General features: G+C 70.6%; 15 protein-coding genes. 10 read left to right on the top strand and 5 right to left on the bottom strand.

The window, feature by feature from the left end:
• Window positions 1-27 precede the first annotated feature (27 nt).
• The 4 genes from DEJ35_RS12200 (at window position 28) to glgX (ending at window position 3593) form a co-directional block, all read left to right on the top strand.
• A complete protein-coding gene (locus tag DEJ35_RS12200) occupies window positions 28-210 on the top strand; it encodes a hypothetical protein (protein WP_071404431.1) in 183 nt (60 codons plus the stop codon).
• An 18-nt stretch (window positions 211-228) separates the two neighbouring features.
• Entirely contained in the window at window positions 229-765 is a 537-nt protein-coding gene (locus DEJ35_RS12195) for a MarR family winged helix-turn-helix transcriptional regulator (protein ID WP_111192815.1), read from the top strand.
• Between the two features lie 135 nt (window positions 766-900).
• The gene (locus tag DEJ35_RS12190; RefSeq protein WP_071248778.1) at window positions 901-1515 is read left to right on the top strand and encodes a TetR/AcrR family transcriptional regulator; all 615 of its coding nucleotides are present in this window, start codon (window positions 901-903) and stop codon (window positions 1513-1515) included.
• 59 nt (window positions 1516-1574) lie between these two features.
• Complete coding sequence (gene glgX, locus DEJ35_RS12185; protein ID WP_111192814.1) at window positions 1575-3593, top strand: glycogen debranching protein GlgX; 2019 nt, start codon at window positions 1575-1577, stop codon at window positions 3591-3593.
• A gap of 140 nt (window positions 3594-3733) precedes the next feature.
• Here the strand turns inward: glgX and ctaD are convergent, their stop codons facing one another.
• Window positions 3734-5431 carry a cytochrome c oxidase subunit I gene (gene ctaD / locus DEJ35_RS12180; protein ID WP_258376358.1) on the bottom strand — a complete coding sequence of 566 codons (1698 nt, stop codon included), beginning with the start codon at window positions 5429-5431 and terminating at the stop codon, window positions 3734-3736.
• Between the two features lie 186 nt (window positions 5432-5617).
• Between ctaD and DEJ35_RS12175 the strand changes: the two genes are divergently transcribed.
• Complete coding sequence (locus tag DEJ35_RS12175; RefSeq protein ID WP_146244681.1) at window positions 5618-5908, top strand: hypothetical protein; 291 nt, start codon at window positions 5618-5620, stop codon at window positions 5906-5908.
• On the opposite strand, the gene DEJ35_RS12170 is transcribed toward DEJ35_RS12175, so the two are convergent.
• From DEJ35_RS12170 to DEJ35_RS12160, 3 genes are all read right to left on the bottom strand, one after another.
• Window positions 5889-7082: a glutamate--cysteine ligase gene (locus DEJ35_RS12170; RefSeq protein ID WP_181420132.1), complete on the bottom strand. Its 1194-nt coding sequence runs from the start codon at window positions 7080-7082 to the stop codon at window positions 5889-5891. The two genes, DEJ35_RS12175 and DEJ35_RS12170, sit on opposite strands and share 20 nt — an antisense overlap.
• Window positions 7083-7273: 191 nt before the next feature.
• On the bottom strand, window positions 7274-8389 hold the full coding sequence (locus tag DEJ35_RS12165) for a Gfo/Idh/MocA family protein (protein WP_110861990.1): 1116 nt from the start codon (window positions 8387-8389) through the stop codon (window positions 7274-7276).
• On the bottom strand, window positions 8386-9186 hold the full coding sequence (locus DEJ35_RS12160; RefSeq protein WP_181430128.1) for a sugar phosphate isomerase/epimerase: 801 nt from the start codon (window positions 9184-9186) through the stop codon (window positions 8386-8388). Before DEJ35_RS12160 ends, DEJ35_RS12165 begins: the two co-directional genes overlap by 4 nt.
• Window positions 9187-9436: 250 nt before the next feature.
• On the opposite strand from DEJ35_RS12160, the gene DEJ35_RS12155 reads away from it, so the two are divergent.
• Window positions 9437-10735, top strand: coding sequence for an MFS transporter (locus DEJ35_RS12155; protein WP_110861994.1), 1299 nt, complete (start codon window positions 9437-9439; stop codon window positions 10733-10735).
• Window positions 10736-10814: 79 nt separating this feature from the next.
• Here DEJ35_RS12155 and DEJ35_RS12150 read toward each other — a convergent pair whose 3' ends face one another.
• Window positions 10815-11327 carry a MarR family winged helix-turn-helix transcriptional regulator gene (locus DEJ35_RS12150; protein ID WP_111192813.1) on the bottom strand — a complete coding sequence of 171 codons (513 nt, stop codon included), beginning with the start codon at window positions 11325-11327 and terminating at the stop codon, window positions 10815-10817.
• Window positions 11328-11478: 151 nt separating this feature from the next.
• Here DEJ35_RS12150 and DEJ35_RS12145 point away from each other — a divergent pair, with 151 nt between their 5' ends.
• The 4 genes from DEJ35_RS12145 (at window position 11479) to DEJ35_RS12130 (ending at window position 14812) form a co-directional block, all read left to right on the top strand.
• The gene (locus DEJ35_RS12145; protein WP_071404437.1) at window positions 11479-11790 is read left to right on the top strand and encodes a hypothetical protein; all 312 of its coding nucleotides are present in this window, start codon (window positions 11479-11481) and stop codon (window positions 11788-11790) included.
• Window positions 11791-11905: 115 nt separating this feature from the next.
• The gene (locus DEJ35_RS12140; RefSeq protein WP_111192812.1) at window positions 11906-13228 is read left to right on the top strand and encodes a carboxylesterase family protein; all 1323 of its coding nucleotides are present in this window, start codon (window positions 11906-11908) and stop codon (window positions 13226-13228) included.
• A gap of 78 nt (window positions 13229-13306) precedes the next feature.
• A complete protein-coding gene (locus DEJ35_RS12135) occupies window positions 13307-13897 on the top strand; it encodes a TetR/AcrR family transcriptional regulator (RefSeq protein ID WP_110862002.1) in 591 nt (196 codons plus the stop codon).
• A gap of 474 nt (window positions 13898-14371) precedes the next feature.
• Window positions 14372-14812, top strand: a complete 441-nt coding sequence (locus DEJ35_RS12130; protein WP_027466986.1) for an NUDIX hydrolase — start codon at window positions 14372-14374, stop codon at window positions 14810-14812.
• Window positions 14813-14817 lie beyond the last annotated feature (5 nt).

The following is a 14817-nucleotide window of genomic DNA, read 5'->3' as shown; positions in this document are numbered from 1 at the left end:
CGGCAAGCAAGAAGGGCGGGACAGGACATGCACAGCACGTACTCCGGGATGCCTCGGACGGCACGGATCGGTGGCAGCCACACGCGCGTCGGTCTCACCGACCCGGCGATCATCGACGCGTACGTCGAGCGTCGCATCCAGGACCCCTCGCTGCTCGCCGGTCGTTCCGAGCCGTCCTACGCGGACTTCTTCACCACACCTGCCGTTTAGCAAGGAGCGCATGACCCCATGCCGTTGACCGTCGTCCGTCGAGAGCACGTCCACCTCTACGCCCGCGAGCCCGAGTCCCGGGTCGCGAAGACCGCCGTCGACGCGCTGCTCCGTCTGCAGCACGCCGAGGACCAGCAGATCGAGTCCGCCCGCATCGAGAGCGGCCTGTCGAAGAACGAGTTCCTCGCCGTCCGGTACATGCTCCAGGCGCACCGGGACGGCCGGGCGATGGGCCCGAAGGACCTCGCCATCATGCTCGCCGTCTCGAACGCCTCGGTCACCAAGATCGTCGACGGGCTCGTGCAGAAGGGGCTGCTGTCGCGCACGGCGCACCCCACGGACCGTCGTGCGCAGGTGCTCGCCCCGACCGACAAGGCCGCCGAGAAGATCGACGCCTCGTACGCGCGCTTCCACGCGGCCGTCGTCGAGGTGCTCGAGCAACTCCCCGACGCGGACAACGCCGTCCTCGCCGACTCGCTCACGAAGATCGTCGACGCGCTCGCCGCGGGCACGCCCGCGCCGGTCGACGAGTACACGGTCGACGACCAGGACTGACGCGAGCACGCCGGGCTGACGCGGCCCGGCGGGTGTGACGCGACCGGCGAGACGGACGGGAGGCCCGTGGTGCGCCCGCCACGGGCCTCCAGACCGGACGGTGGCGAGAAAACCTTCCAGCGGTAAGTTGGGTGCATGACCCACCCCGCGGACGACGCCGACGCGGCCCAGCCGCGCCGCGGCGGGTACCGCAAGGGCGCCGAGCGACGCACGCAGATCCTCGACGAGATGATCCGCATGGTCGCGGAGCAGGGGGTCGACGCATCGTCGCTGCGCTCAGTGGCCGAGGCCCTCGGGATCACGCACGCGGCACTCCGCCACTACTTCCCGAGTCGCGACGAACTGCTGCTCGCCGTCTACCGGGAGCACGAGGTCCGCGAGCAGGGCGCGCCCGACCGGATGAAGTCGGCGATCGGCGACATGCGCGAGAGCGCGTCGCGCAACCGGGCCGTGCCGGGGCTGGTGCAGCTGTACACGACCCTCGCGGCCGACGCCGTGCAGGAGGGCCACCCGGCCACGCGCGACTTCATGCGCGAACGCTTCGCCCGCCTGCGGGCCGAACTCGCCGCACTGATCGAGGCGGACCAGGCGAGCGGCCGGATCCGCGCCGACCTGGACCCGGTCGACCTGGCGAGCCTGAGCATCGCGGCATCCGACGGGCTGCAGGTCCAGTGGCTGCTCGACCCGGACGCCGTCGACGGCGAGCGGGTGCTGCGGCTGCTCGAGCAACTCGTCCCGCCGGTGCGCTGAGCGGCCAGGGGTACGCCCAGACCGCCGGTGGCACAGCGACCGGCCGGTAGAAGGGCAGCATGACCACTTCCACGCGCACCCCGCTCGGCGTCACGCTCGTCGACGGGGGCGCCAACGTCGCCCTGTTCTCGAGCACCGCCGAGCGGGTCGAGTTCTGCACCTTCGACGAGGACGGCACCGAGCACCGCACCGAGCTCCGCAACCGCACCGGCTACACCTTCCACGACGTCGTGCCCGGCGTGACCGTCGGCACCCGCTACGGCTTCCGCGTGCACGGTGCGTGGGACCCGGCGAACGGCCTGCGCCACAACGGCGCGAAGCTCCTGCTCGATCCCTACGCCACCGCCGTCGACGGCACCTACGAGTGGGGCCAGGCCCTGTTCGGCCACGACATGGACGACCCCGAGCAGCTCGACGACACCGACTCGGCCAGTGCGATGCCCAAGTCGGTCGTCGCCGACCGGTCCTTCGACTGGGACGGTGACGCCCTGCTGCGGACCCCGCTCGCCGACACCGTCGTGTACGAGGTGCACGTGAAGGGCTTCACGAAGCAGCACCCCGACGTCCCCGAGGAGATCCGCGGCACCTACGCCGGCATGGCCCACCCCGCGGCGATCAAGCACCTGACGGACCTGGGCGTCACCGCGGTCGAGCTGCTGCCGACGCACCAGTTCGTGCAGGACTCGACGCTCCTCGACAAGGGCCTCCGCAACTACTGGGGCTACAACAGCATCGGCTTCTTCGCGCCGCACGACGAGTACTCGTCCTCGGGCACCGGCGGGCAGCAGGTCGCCGAGTTCAAGGAGATGGTGAAGGCCCTGCACGCCGCGGGGCTCGAGGTCATCATGGACGTCGTCTACAACCACACCGCCGAGGGCAACCACATGGGCCCGACGCTGTCGTTCAAGGGGATCGACAACCAGTCGTACTACCGGCTGGTCGAGGGTGACGAGGCGAACTACTTCGACACCACCGGCACCGGCAACAGCCTGAACGTCGGGCACCCGGCGGCCCTCGGACTCATCATGGACTCGCTCCGCTACTGGGTCGAGGAGATGCACGTCGACGGCTTCCGGTTCGACCTGGCCACGACGCTCACCCGCCAGGACGGCGAGGCCGAGAAGCACTCCGCGTTCCTCGACATCATCCACCAGGACCCCGTGCTGCGCGAGGTCAAGATGATCGCCGAGCCGTGGGACACCGCCGGCTACCAGGTCGGCGGATTCCCGGCCGACTGGTCCGAGTGGAACGGCAAGTACCGCGACGACCTGCGTGCCTTCTGGCGCGGCGACGAGGGCGCGCTCGGCGACGCCGTGCAGCGGGTCCTGGGCAGCCCCGACGTCTACGAGGGCTCACGGCGCTCCCCGCTGTGCTCGATCGACTTCGTGACCGCCCACGACGGTTTCACCCTGGCCGACCTGACGATGTACGCCGACAAGCACAACGAGGCGAACGGCGAGGACAACAACGACGGCGAGAGCGACAACACCTCGTTCAACGGCGGCATCGAGGGCCCGACCGACGACGGTGCGGTGAACGACTACCGCGACCGGCAGCGCCGCAACTTCCTCGGCGCCCTGCTGCTCTCCGCCGGCGTGCCGATGATCCTGGGTGGCGACGAGCTCGCCCGGTCACAGGGCGGCAACAACAACGCGTACTGCCAGGACGACGAGATCTCGTGGTTCGACTGGGCCGCCGCCGACCAGGACCTGCTCGCCTTCACGACGGCGGCCATCGCGTTCCGTCGGCAGCATCAAGCGCTGCGTCCGGAGTGGTTCCGCACCGCGCCGGGGGACTCGGAGTCGACGGTGACCGTGCTCCGTGCCGACGCCGCCGGGTTCGAGGACGGCGACTGGGCGGACGGCGGCAACCGGGCCGTGACGCTCGTGCTGCACCAGGGCGACGACACCGTGGCCGTGCTGCTGAACGCGTCGGACACCACGGTGGAGTTCACGCTGCCGGAGCGTCCGGGTGGGGGCAGCTGGGCCCTCGGGCTGTCGAGCGACCCCGACCAGGCCGTGGTGGGCGACGCGGCGACCCTGCTCGTGCGCGACGCGTCCTTCACCGCGCTGGTCTGACTCGCGCCGGGTTCGCGGCGCTCGCGCGGCTCGCGCGGGGGCTCCGCGTCCCGATGTTCGCGTCGTGATCCCGTTTGATGAGCAGGAATGGTCGGGTCCCCGTTCGGGACCCGACCATTGCCGCCCAGCAAGTGCCGCCGTCAGAACTTCTGGTCGGTCTCCTTCGGGTGCCGGGTCTTGCCCGTCGCCTGGTCGTGCGTGGCCGCGTCCGGGGCGTCCATCGCCGGACCCACCCCGACCGGGACGCCGGCCTCCGGGTGGTTCAGGTCGAACGCCGGCGACTCGGACCGGATCCGTGGCACCGACGTGAAGTTGTGCCGGGGCGGCGGGCAGCTCGTCGCCCACTCAAGCGACCGGCCGTAGCCCCACGGGTCGTTGACGAGCACCTTGCGGCCCTTCCGCATCGTCTGCACGATGTTGAGGAAGAACGGGATCATCGACGCCGCCGTCAGGACTGCTCCGACCGTCGAGACCTGGTGCAGCCAGGTGATGTCGTCCTCGGGCAGGTAGCTCGCGTAGCGGCGGGGCATCGCGATGACGCCGAGCCAGTGCTGGATCAGGAACGTCATGTGGAACCCGATGAACAGCATCCAGAAGTGCACCTTGCCGAGCCCTTCGCCGAGCATCTTGCCCGTGAACTTCGGCCACCAGAAGTAGAAGCCCGAGAACATCGCGAAGACGACGGTGCCGAAGACCACGTAGTGGAAGTGCGCCACGACGAAGTAGGTGTCGTGGACGTGGAAGTCGAGCGGCGGCGACGCCAGGATCACGCCGGTCAGCCCGCCGAACGTGAAGGTCACGAGGAACCCGATCGCCCACAGGATCGGCGTCTCGAAGGTCACCGACCCCCGCCACATCGTGCCGACCCAGTTGAAGATCTTCACGCCCGTGGGCACGGCGATCAGCATCGTCATGAGTGAGAACCACGGCAGCAGCACGCCACCCGTCGCGAACATGTGGTGCGCCCACACCGACACGGACAGCGCCGCGATCGAGATCGTGGCGTACACGAGCGTCTTGTAGCCGAAGATCGGCTTCCGGCTGAAGGCCGGGAACACCTCGGACACGATGCCGAAGAACGGCAGGGCGATCACGTAGACCTCTGGGTGGCCGAAGAACCAGAACAGGTGCTGCCACAGCAACGCTCCGCCGTTCGCCGGGTTGAAGATCTGCGCGTCGAAGACCCGGTCGAGCAGCAGGCCGAACAGCGCGACCGCCAGCACCGGGAACGCCATCAGCACGAGGATCGACGTGATCAGCACGTTCCACGTGAAGATCGGCATCCGGAACATCGTCATGCCCGGGGCGCGCATGGTGATGACGGTCGTGATGAAGTTCACGGCGCCGAGGATCGTGCTGAACCCGGTCATGCTCAGGCCGGCGACCCAGAGGTGCCCGCCGATGCCCGGTTCGAAGGTGGTGTCCGACAGTGGTGCGTAGGCCGTCCACCCGAACGCTGCCGCTCCACCCGGTGTCAGGAACCCGCCCATCGTCACCAGGCTGCCCATCGCGTAGAGCCAGTACGAGAACGCGTTGAGCCGGGGGAAGGCGACGTCGGGGGCCCCGATCTGCAGCGGCATGATCGCGTTCGCGAACCCGGAGAACAGCGGGGTCGCGAACAGCAGCAGCATGACCGTGCCGTGCATCGTGAGCAGCTGGTTGTACTCCTCGCGGGTCTCGAGCACGTCGAGTCCCGGGGTGAAGAGTTCCGTCCGCATCACCACCGCCATCACCCCGGCCAGGCAGAAGTACCCGAACGACGTCACCAGGTACAGGTTGCCGATCGTCTTGTGGTCGGTGGTGGTGTGCCAGTGCACGAACCGCGCGCCGAGCTTCACCGGACGTCCGGGGCCGACGTCCGCCGGGTGTTCGCCGAGGACGGGCGGGTTCTCGAGGTCGGTCACGGGGTGCTCCCATCGGATCGTTCGGAAAGCGCGAGGCTGATCCGACTGTGATGTGCGGTCGCGTTGATTCTGTCCAACGGGTGCGCAGAGTGTCCGAAGGAACGGGCGGAAGGCAGCGAGATGTGGATACGGGTCGTGTTGCCCCGCGAGGTCCGGGCCCGAAGCCTGCCGGGTGTGCTGCGCCGGGCGTGGGTCGCCGGCTTCTCCACACGCGTCCTGCCGGTGCGTCCGGCAGGCTGTGACGACCCGGAGTGGACGCCTGTCGAGTTCCTGCTCGACGTCGAGTCCGCGAACACCGGCTGGGCCGAGGCGTTCGAGATCGAGTTCACGAGCGCGATGACGCCCCGGTGTCGACGAGCGATCCGGGGGCACGGTTGCCACCTGGAGCCCATCAGCCGACCGCACCGCTGAGGCCCGTGCTCGCCGGGTGGCCCCCGATCACCGAACCGGTGTCCGCACCGGGCCACAGGCCGGCCGCGACGCGGCCGGTCCGTGCGTGGAGGTTCGTCATCGCGGCAGCGAGTGCGACCTGCCCGAGATCACCGGTCGCCGCGTAGGCCGCACGTTGCCTCGACGCGCCGGTGCCACGCGCGAACAGGTCGGCCAGGCCGCGTTCGACGAGCTGGTCGTCGCCGTTCGCGACGAGCGCCGGCAGCACGTGGGCGAGCAGGAGCGTGACGACCTCGCGTGCGGGTGCGGCGCGGCCCGTCAACGGGTCGACCAGTTCACCGTCCAGGCCCTCGAGCGCTGCGCGCCAGTTCGCGAGCCGGACGGTGCAGGCGGGGGTGTCGCGCTCGAGCGACCCCGAACGCCACTCCTCGGCAGCGGTGTCGACCATCGCCCGGACGAGTCCTGCGATCGTCACGGTCACCCCGGGGTCCAGGGGGACGTCGGCGACGCGGACCTCGACGGTCGGGTGTGCGCGGGACAGGCGCGCGTCGAGGTAGAGCATCCCCTCGTCGAGCAGGGCGCCGGTGCGGAGCATGCCCTCGGTGACGGCGCGGTAGCGCTCCTCGGAGCCGAACCGCTCCATCGGCCCGGCCGACGGCCACTGGCTCCAGGCGATCGATCGGAAACTCGCATGACCGGTGTCCACCCCGGCGTGGAAGGGGGAGTTCGCGCTCAGGGCGATGAGGACCGGCGTCCACGTCCGGATCCGGTCGAGCACCGCGACGCCCTCGGCGGGGGAGTCGATCGCGACGTGGACGTGCAGGCCGCAGGTCAGCCCCTGCCGGGGGATGGACCCGTAACGCTCGAGCATCCGGTGGTACCGGGCGCCGTCGCTCACGTGCGGGGTCACCGGAGTCGGTGACGTCGCGAGCGGGGCCGCGTGCGCACCGAAGCCGTTCGCGACCTGTTCGACGAGTGCCCGGTTGTCGAGCACCTGCCCGCCGAGCGCGGCGAGCGAGGTGTGCGGGCGGGTGGTGACCTCGATCATCTCGCGCTGCATCTCGCCCACGACGCCGCCGGGGTCCGGCACCCGCGTCGCCCTCGCACCGGCCAGCACACCGTCGGCGACCGGCACGGGCACGCCCGTCGATCGGTCGATGAGGAGCAGCTCCTCCTCCACACCCATGGTTCTCATCACCCGAGTGAAGAAGCCCCCGACTTCGGGCCGTTCCAGATGGCCGACGAGCGCGGATCCGTTGGCCGAACTGCGCGGTCCGGTCCACGGAGCGCAGGGTCGAGCGATCACACACCCTGGTGAGCAGCAATGGTCGGGTCCCCGTTCGGGACCCGACCATTGTTGTTCACGACGTGGTGCTCGCGGCGCTCCTAGGCGTTCGCGCCCGCGGTCAGCACGGCTGCCGCGGGGTCGAAGTCCTCGGGCAGCGGCGGGATCGCGTCCACGGCGGACGTGATGTCGACGGCGGAACCCGACTCGGCCGCGTCACGGATGCCAAGCAGCACGTCGAGCACGTGCAGCGCGACGGCGCCGGAGGCACGCTCGGGGCGGTCCTCGGCGATGGCGCGGGCGAGCTCGACGACACCGGTGCCACGACCCCAGGTGGAGCCGACCGCCTCGAGCGTCTCGGGCTCGTCCTGCCCGTAGCGCCAGAGCTGCGACGAGCCCTCGAAGGTGTTCGGGTCCGGCAGCGAGATCGTGCCGAGCGTGCCGTTGATCTCGACGAAGCCCATGCGCGGCAGGGCGTGCTGGAACGAGAACGTCGACTGGGCGGACTGCCCGCCGGCGAACTCGATCAGGGCCGCGTGGTGCGTCGGGACCTCGACCGGGAACGTCTCGCCGGCGCGGGGGCCGGACGCGATCGTGCGACGGTCGAGCGACTTCGACGAGACGGCCTGCACGCGCGATGCGGTGCCGAACGCGTGCACCAGGGTCGTCACGTAGTACGGGCCCATGTCGAACAGGGGTCCGGCACCGGTGGCGAACAGGAAGTCCGGGTTCGGGTGCCACGCCTCGGGTCCGGGGACGTGGAACAGCGTCGTCGCGGACAGCGGCTCGCCGATGTCACCGCGGGCGATGGCCCGGAGCGCCGTCTGGATGCCCGCGCCGAGCACGGTGTCCGGAGCGGTCGCGACGCGCAGGCCCTTGGCCTTCGCCGACTCGAGCACCGCGGCGGCCGACGCGTGGTCGGTCGCGATCGGCTTCTCGCTCCAGACGTGCTTGCCGGCGTCGATGATCTGCTGGTCGACCTCGGCGTGTGCGGCCGGGATCGTCAGGTTGATCACGATCGAGACGTCGTCACGGGCGAGGAGCTCCTCGACCGTGCCGGACGCGGCCACGCCGTAGGACGCCGCCTGCGCCGCAGCGCGGTCGAGCAGCACGTCGGCGACGAAGCGGACCTCGACATCGGCGAACTTGGTCAGGTTCTCCAGGTACTGGGTGGAGATGTTGCCGGCACCGATGATGCCGATCCCGACACGGCTCACTTGTCGTTGTCCTTGAGCCAGGTGAGGGACTCGGTGATGCCCTCGAAGACGTCGCCCGAGTAGGCGTCGAACTCGACGACGCGGATGGCCTGCGGCGCCGCGGCGAGGATGCCCGCCACGTCGACGTCGCCCTGGCCGGCCGGCGTCTGGTTCTCGAAGGCGCGCTGGAGCGACTCCGGCACGATGAGGGCGCTCTCGGACGAGGGCAGCGCAGTGAGGATGTCACCGTCGACCTTGCCGTCCTTGACGTGGATCGCGACGACGCGGTCGCCCAGGCCCTTGAGGACGGCGGGGGCGTCGGCGCCACCGACGGTCGCCCAGAAGGTGTCGACCTCGAGGACGGTCTCCGGCGACAGCTGCGACACGAACAGGTCGTAGACGGTGCGGCCGTCGACCTTGTTCGTGAACTCCCACTGGTGGTTGTGGTACCCGAACTGCAGGCCGCGGCCGGCGGCCTCGGCGGTCAGCTCGTTGACGCGCTCGGCGATCTTCGCGACGTCGTCGGCGGTCTGCCAGCGGTCGGTCGGGATGAAGGGGTCGATGACGGTGCGGATGCCGAGGCGCTCGGCGGCGTCCCAGATCGGCGCGGTGTCCTCGGCGTCGATCACGGCGACGTGGCCGGACGGAGCCTTGAGGCCGGTGGCCGCGAACGCACGCTCGAGGTCGGTGGCGCGCTCGACGAACGCGTAGGGCTCGACGTTCTCGTACCCGATCTCGGCGACCCGGGCGATGGCCTTGTCGAGGTCTTCGGCGATGGCGTCGCGCAGTGAGTACAGCTGCACAGAAGTGGTGGGCATTGCAGAGGCTCCTTCGATCCTGTCTGGGTGTCGCGGCCCGTCGAGGAGCGATGCTCCGCGGCGAGATCGATGACGACGCTACCCCAAAAACCACCCGGTGTGTAGTTTTTGCTGCCCCGTGTGACGCGGCCCGTCCACCCCGCGCGGCGCCGACCGTGACGCCCCTGCTGTTGCAGACAACACGTGTCGATGTATGCTCGCGTCGGAAAAACCTTGTCAGGCAAGGTTTTCATCGACTCAAGGAGGCGTCATGAGCACCACCGAACCCGGCAGCCCGGCACTGCTCGACCCGGAAGAGGGCATCACCCAACCCGTCAGCACGGTGAAGGTGGGCATCGGCTACCAGATCGCCCTGTTCCTCGGGCAGTTCGGCCTCTTCGTCGCGCTCATGGCGCCCGTCTACGTGAGCATGCAGCTCAAGGCGCAGGCCCTGGTCGGCGACGACGCCGCGAACGTCATCGGCTCGGTGCTGCCGATCGGCGCGTTCGGTGCACTCATCATGAACCCCCTGGCGGGCGCCCTGTCCGACCGCACCCGCACGCGCTGGGGCCGTCGTCGCCCCTGGCTGCTCAGCGGTGTCGTGGTCTTCGCGATCGCCCTCGCCTGGATCGCCTACTCGCCCGACGTCCTCAACCTGACGCTGGCCTGGCTGCTCGCCCAGCTCGCCGCGAACGCCACGCTCGCCACGCTGCTCGCGAGCTTCGCCGACAACGTGCCGCAGCTGCAGCGCGGCCGGTCCTCGAGCATCATCGCGCTCGCGCAGAACATCGCCGTGCTCGCCGGCACCTACCTGTCGGTCTTCTTCGTCGCGAACCTGCCCGTGCTGTTCATCGCGCCGGGCATCCTGGCGATCATCCTGGTCGCCGTGTACGCCGTCGTGGCCCGTGACGACCTGCCGACCTACAAGCTCAAGAAGTTCACGTTCCTGAACCTCATCGCGTCGTTCTGGACGAACCCGGTCAAGAACCCGGACTTCGCGTTCGCGTGGTGGTCGCGCTTCCTCATCATCTTCGCGACCTTCATGTTCACGACGTACCGCCTGCTCTACATGGAGCAGCACCTCGGCATCGAGAGCGCGAAGGAGGCGACCGCCGCCGTCGCCTTCGGCGTGCTGCTCTACACGATCGCGCTGCTGGTCAGTGCGGCGCTGTCCGGCTGGGCCTCGGACAAGCTCGGTCGCCGCAAGGTGTTCGTCGGTGGTTCCACGGCGATGTTCGCGGTGGGACTCATCGTGCTGGCGCACGCCGACACGGTCAACGGCTTCTACGTCGCCGAGGTCATCATGGGCTTCGCGTACGGCATCTACTCCGCGATCGACACCGCACTCGTCGTCGACGTGCTGCCGAACGCGGACCGTCCCGGCAAGGACCTCGGCGTCATCAACATCGCCAACGCCCTGCCGCAGTCGCTCGCGCCGGCCGTCGCCCTGTTCTTCCTGAAGATCGGGTCCGGGGACGCCGCTGACAACTACACGCTCATGTGCTGGGCCGCCGGCGCGATCGCCATCATCGGCGCACTCGTCGTGATCCCCATCAAGCGGGTGCGGTAGTACACAGCGGACTGGAGGCCCCGTGGCGACCCCGCCACGGGCCTCCAGTCCGTCGCAGGGACCGACCGCCGGGCCGGCGTCAGGGGGTGCCGGGGGAGGGCAGCTCCTGCCGGAGCGCCTCGGCGAGGTGGGAGGCGAACCGGCGGACCGCCGTCGCCTCGTCGACGCTCAGCGCGTCGATGGTCTCGATCAGCGGAGCGTGGATGTGCCCGTACGCACGCGCGAGGTCCTGCTCGGCGGAGCCGGTCGCCGTGATGATGACGCCGCGGCGGTCCTCGGGGTTCGCCCGCCGTTCCGCACGCCCGTCACGCACCAGGCGGTCGATGAGCTTCGTCATCCCCGCGGTGGAGAGCCGCAACGCCCGGGCGAGCTGTGTGGGGTTGACCGTCCGTCCATCGCGGCGCGCGAGCACCAGGTGTCGCAGGGCGAGGGCATCGATGGGGAGCATCCCCAGGGTGCGGAGCGCCTGCTCGTCGGCCTCGTGGACGCTGTCGCTCAGGGCCTGCAGGCTCGCGATCGCGGCGGCGCCCTCGGCGGTGCGCGGCTGCCGGTCGAACAGATCGGATCCGCGCTGCTGGTCGTCTTCGCTCATGGTCGCCCCTGCGTCCTGTCGTTTGGTGGACAAACCCCATGTTCCCCGACCTCCCTGGGAACCCAAACTGGGGAAGTAATCAGCCAGGCGAGACAACTGTTGCGGTCATGACGCCATCGATGTCCGGTGGCGGAGATCAGAAGGAGTGACCATGTCGAACACTGCAGGACGTCCCGCACGGAACGACTCGGTCGTCCGTGCCACCTGGAACGAGACCAAGTCCGCACTCAAGACCACGGAGTTCTACGCCTGGCTGGTCGTGTCCATCGCGATCCTCGTCGCGTCGGCCGTCGTGGACAACGCGGACGAGGGCCACACCGGCTTCGGTGCCGACCAGGCCTGGCTGTACGTCGCGATCGTGACGGCCGCCTACGTCGTCAGCCGCGGCATCGCGAAGTCCGGCGTGCGCAAGCCCGACTGGAACGACGACGACCGACGCGACGTCAACGGTCGTTCGAACTGACGCCGAGCACCACGTGCACCCGGCTCCCGAGCCGGAGTGAGGCCGTCCCGATCGCATCGGGGCGGCCTTTCGTCACGTCCGCTCGTGTCGTCGCCGCACCGATACCGTGAACCCCATGCTCGACGCCACGCCCGCCTCGTTCGACACCCCCGCCGGCCGCATCGTCGGGACGGTCGACGGCGACGTGGTGCGGGTGCTCGGGATCCCGTACGCGCAGGCCGAACGGTTCGCCCCGCCGCAGCCGATGCCACCGTTCGCGGGCGAGCTGCACGCGTCCACCCCGTCGCCGGTCGCACCGCAGCCGCACGAGGAGTTCGTCGACCTGCTGCTCAACCCGATCCAGGGCATCGAGGTCGACGAGCACTGCCAGCGGCTCTCGATCACGCTGCCCGCCGACGTCCGTCCGGGCGAACAGCTGCCGGTGATGGGCTGGATCCACGGCGGCTCGTACGTCATCGGCGGCGGGGACCTGCCGATCTACGACGCCCGCGACCTGGTGACCGAGCAGCGCGTGATCGTGGTGTCGGTCACGTTCCGGCTCGGCGTGCTCGGGTTCCTCGGTGACGGCGAGACGATCCCGGCCAACCTCGGGCTCCTCGACCTGGTCGAGTCGCTCCGCTGGGTGCGCGCGAACATCGCTTCGTTCGGCGGCGACCCCGACCTGGTCACCGTCTTCGGGCAGTCGGCCGGCGGGGACGCGGCCGCGCACCTGATGATCAGTGCCGGCGCCGGAGGACTCTTCCGCCGCGCGATCATCCAGAGCGCTCCGCTCGGGCTGTCCCGCCGTCGGGCACGGATGAACCGCGCGATGGTCCGGGCGGTCGGCACCGTGCACGCCGACACCCCGCTCGAGGACCTGCTCGATCGTCAGGCGCTCGGTACCCGGGCCGCCGCGCCGTACGGACTCTCCGCCGGCATGCCGTTCGGCACCCAGTACGGGTTCGCGCCGCTGCCCGCCGAGCGTGACCTCGACGCCGCGTGGAGCCGGGTCGCGCCCGACGTCGACGTCCTGATCGGGTCCGGTTCGGACGAGGCGGGCATGTACGTGCCGCTCGTGCCCGGCCTGCGTCGGGTCACCCGGTCGCGGGTGCTGCGGTCGGCCCTGCGGTGGTGGGTCGTCCGTCCGCTGTCCGACGTCATCTACGGCCGCGATGCCCGACGGTTCACCGAACGGCACCGATGCGCCGGCGGGCGCGCGACCTCGTACCGACTGCACCGCGGTGTCACGAGCGCCCCGACCGGAGCCGTGCACATGAGTGACCTGCCGCTGCTGCTGGGTGGGCGCGAGGCCTGGGCCGGCACCCGGTTCGTCCCCGAACGCGACTGGCCAGAGGTCGAGCGCCGCGGCCGGGCCTTCCGCGCGATCTGGGCCGACTTCGCCCGCACCGGCGAGGTCCGGGCGCCCGACGACGAGACCCTGACGTTCGACCGCGGCTGACCCCGGAGCCGGCGATGGTGGCCGCGCCCCCTGAACTGGCGGTCGCGGGCTGCTGACCGGCCCCGCACAATCGTCAGCATGCCCACGACCGACGTCGACCTCCGCGCACGCATCGTCGCCGGGGCGATCAGTGCCTACCGAGCCGGGGACTTCCACCGCGTCGGGCCCGACGAGGTCGCCGAGCACGCCGGGGTCACGGCCGACGAGTTCCGTCGGGCGTACCCGATGTGGGAACTCCTGGTGGTCGCGGTCATGGACAAGTGGAACAACGGCAGCCGGCGCCAGCTCTGGCCCATCGCGGAGCGGGACGGCACGGTCGCCTACCTGCGAGCCCGGCTCGCTGCGGGCGTCGAGGACCCGGCCCTCGTGCGACTCCGGGTCGCCGTGCTCAGCGCCGCCTCGAACCCCGACCACCCCGCAGCCGGATGGTTCCGCAACCAGTACACGCGGGCGTTCGAGGACGTCACGCTCGCCCTGGTCCGTGACGTCGTCGCCGGCCGGGAGCCCCGCGGCGCATCGCCCCGGCACGCAGCCGAGCAGCTCATGGCGCTGTACGAGGGGCTCCAGCTCCAGTCCGTGATCCGCGACGACGGGGAACCGCTCAGCGCCTTCGACCGGGCGGTCGCCCGGATGCGCGTTGGCTGGGCAGCGGCACGCGTCGACGCCTGATCCGGGTCGGGCGAGCACGGCGGGTCCGGTCCGCATCATGCGGGTCCGGGGCCTTGAGCGGCGAGCGGTCACGACTCCCCGCGCGTGCAGCGTCGCGCGGTCGCGTTGCGGCGTCTGGCGGTGTCGCAAGCAACGGTTTGTGACCGCTCGGCGGGCGGCCATCGGGGTGTCCTGACCGCGCGCCGGCGTGGACGTCCCGACGGCACGCCGGACGGCCGGGGAGGCCCGTGGCGGCGGCGACTCGCGCCTCCCGGCCCGCCGGGTGGTCGCGACACACCGCACGGGCTGCGTCGCGTGGTCACGTTCCGTTGTTAGCGGGCGGCGGGGCCGACGGTCCGTGACCGCTCGGCGTGCGGGCCGCGGGGGGTCGTGACCGGTCGGCGGGCTGGTGAGCGTCCGCACCACCCCGGTCCACGGCCTGGAGGCCCGGCGCGGCTGGCAGACGTCGGTGCACCCACCTGGCATGGTCGGCCCATGGAGTACACGGACTACGACACCCGGCTCGCCGCCTACGGCGTGATCACGGACGGTGACCGCGTGCTCCTGGCGAAGCTGCGCCACCCCGACGCGGGCACGTGGACGCTGCCGGGCGGCGGGGTCGAGTTCGACGAGACCGTCGAGCAGGCCGTCGTGCGCGAGATCCGTGAGGAGACCGGGTACGAGGCCCAGGCCGGTGCCCTGCTCGGGGTCCGGCACCACATCGTCCCCGCGGAACGCCGCATCCACGCCAACGGCCGGCCGATGAAGGCCGTGCAGGTGGTGTTCCGGGCGACCATCACCGGGGGAGCACTGCGCCACGAGCTCGACGGCTCGACCGACGAGTCGCGGTGGATCCCCGTCGCCGAGCTCCCGCACCACCGCCACGGCCTGCTCGTGCCGATCGCCCTCGGCTGGGCGGGTGCCCTGTCCCGCTGACCGCT

Origin of the sequence: Curtobacterium sp. MCPF17_051 (genome assembly GCF_003234595.1) — a bacterium.
GTDB lineage: Bacteria > Actinomycetota > Actinomycetes > Actinomycetales > Microbacteriaceae > Curtobacterium > Curtobacterium flaccumfaciens.
Note: the sequence above shows the minus strand (reverse complement) of the source record. Positions and strands in the feature narration are given on the sequence as shown.

Bases quoted from the DNA above. Each gene is read 5' to 3' on its own strand.
- DEJ35_RS12200 (WP_071404431.1), top strand. From the start codon at position 28: ATGCACAGCACGTACTCCGGGATGCCTCGGACGGCACGGATCGGTGGC.
- DEJ35_RS12195 (WP_111192815.1), top strand. From the start codon at position 229: ATGCCGTTGACCGTCGTCCGTCGAGAGCACGTCCACCTCTACGCCCGC.
- DEJ35_RS12190 (WP_071248778.1), top strand. From the start codon at position 901: ATGACCCACCCCGCGGACGACGCCGACGCGGCCCAGCCGCGCCGCGGC.
- glgX (WP_111192814.1), top strand. From the start codon at position 1,575: ATGACCACTTCCACGCGCACCCCGCTCGGCGTCACGCTCGTCGACGGG.
- DEJ35_RS12175 (WP_146244681.1), top strand. From the start codon at position 5,618: ATGTGGATACGGGTCGTGTTGCCCCGCGAGGTCCGGGCCCGAAGCCTG.
- DEJ35_RS12170 (WP_181420132.1), bottom strand. From the start codon at position 7,082: ATGAGAACCATGGGTGTGGAGGAGGAGCTGCTCCTCATCGACCGATCG.
- DEJ35_RS12160 (WP_181430128.1), bottom strand. From the start codon at position 9,186: ATGCCCACCACTTCTGTGCAGCTGTACTCACTGCGCGACGCCATCGCC.
- DEJ35_RS12155 (WP_110861994.1), top strand. From the start codon at position 9,437: ATGAGCACCACCGAACCCGGCAGCCCGGCACTGCTCGACCCGGAAGAG.
- DEJ35_RS12150 (WP_111192813.1), bottom strand. From the start codon at position 11,327: ATGAGCGAAGACGACCAGCAGCGCGGATCCGATCTGTTCGACCGGCAG.
- DEJ35_RS12145 (WP_071404437.1), top strand. From the start codon at position 11,479: ATGTCGAACACTGCAGGACGTCCCGCACGGAACGACTCGGTCGTCCGT.
- DEJ35_RS12140 (WP_111192812.1), top strand. From the start codon at position 11,906: ATGCTCGACGCCACGCCCGCCTCGTTCGACACCCCCGCCGGCCGCATC.
- DEJ35_RS12135 (WP_110862002.1), top strand. From the start codon at position 13,307: ATGCCCACGACCGACGTCGACCTCCGCGCACGCATCGTCGCCGGGGCG.
- DEJ35_RS12130 (WP_027466986.1), top strand. From the start codon at position 14,372: ATGGAGTACACGGACTACGACACCCGGCTCGCCGCCTACGGCGTGATC.